Below are 1,392 nucleotides of genomic sequence, written 5' to 3' on the forward strand. Positions count from 1 at the left end.
TTTGCTTTTTAAAGTCAACAAAATCAATGCATATATTTTATCTTCAAGGTTTATTATAAAATCAATATTGCAGTCTTTATAAATTGCAGGCTCTGTAATTTTATATCCTAAGATTTCAAGGATTCCTGTGAAAACTGTCTCAAGCTCTGTTCCTTTTAGCTGCTTTAATCTTTCTATATCCCTTTTTTTCCACTGGTAGTTTTTTATGTTTTCTTTTATCTTTTTTAAATTTTCTTCAGCTTGTTTAATCTTTTCTTTGAAATTTTGTGCTCTTTCTTTAAATTCTTCTCTCTCTTGCTGGTATTTTTCAAGATAGGATAAAAGCATCGGAACATAATTTTTCTGATATTTTTTCTTTTCTTCAATATATCGTATTAGAATGTAAACTCCTACAGCTAAAAAAATTACAACTGCTATTATTATATCTATGCTCATTCTTTTATATTTTTCAGATTTTCTTTAAAGATTTTATAATCGTTCTCAGAAAATAAAACAAATCTTACTTCTTTCAGTGAATTTTCTTTTTTTAAAAAATCAATAACTGCTCTAACGGCAGTTTGTGAAGCTTTATCTTTGGGACATCCATAAGCACCTGCACTGATAAAAGGAAATGCAATAGTTTTTAATCCTTTTTCTTTAGCAAGTTTTAAAGAGTTATAATATGCATTGTATAAAAGTTTTTCTTTTTCATTGTCCCATTTCCCACTGCATATTGGTCCCACAGTATGTATAACACATTTTGCAGGAAGTTTTCCCGATGTTGTTATTACAGCCTCTCCAAATGGAAGTCCTTCTGGATAAAGTGTCTGTCTTATTTTTTTACATTCTTCAAGAATTTTAGACCCACCTTTAGAATGAATAGCCCCATCAACTCCTCCACCTCCCATGAGAGTAGGATTTGCAGCATTAACTACCGCATCAACTTTCTCTTCCGTTATATCTCCTATTTTTAAGCTTAAAATTGCATCGTTTATTTTCTTTTCCACAGTTTTAATATTTTACTCTATTGAAAAATATGTTGCCTCTGGATGATAAACAATTATAGCGTCTGTTGACTGCTCCGGATGTATCTGGTAAGTTTCTGAAAGGGTTATTCCAAATTCTTCTGGTTTTAAAAGCTCAAAAATCGGTTCGTTAAGTTCTAAGTCTGGGCAGGCTGGATATCCTGGAGAGTATCTTGCTCCCTGATACTTCTTAATCTGCCAGTTCACATCTTTTAGAGACTGTCCTTCATCTTTTGCTATCCCCAGCTCTATTCTAACTTTTTTATGGACTATTTCAGCCAGTGCTTCGGCAAGTTCTACGCCAAGCCCATGAACAAGGTAATACTCTTTATATTTTCCTTCTTTATAAAGCTTTTCTGCATACTTGGATAGCTTTGTTCCTGCAGAA

Annotated in this window: 2 protein-coding genes and 1 pseudogene; all 3 read right to left on the minus strand. The window is 32.3% G+C overall.

The window, feature by feature from the left end; all coding sequences use genetic code 11:
- Positions 1 to 435 (minus strand): annotated as a pseudogene (locus HG1285_RS01470) (hypothetical protein); the annotation flags it as partial.
- Positions 432 to 986 (minus strand): O-acetyl-ADP-ribose deacetylase, encoded by a 555-nt coding sequence (locus HG1285_RS01465; RefSeq protein ID WP_008289390.1) that lies wholly within the window; start codon positions 984 to 986, stop codon positions 432 to 434. The pseudogene HG1285_RS01470 and the gene HG1285_RS01465, both read right to left, overlap by 4 nt.
- A gap of 12 nt (positions 987 to 998) precedes the next feature.
- Positions 999 to 1,392, minus strand: a 394-nt coding sequence (locus HG1285_RS01460) for a vitamin B12 dependent-methionine synthase activation domain-containing protein (RefSeq protein ID WP_008289391.1), incomplete at its 5' end; no start/stop codon positions are given.

This window comes from Hydrogenivirga sp. 128-5-R1-1 (genome assembly GCF_000171895.1).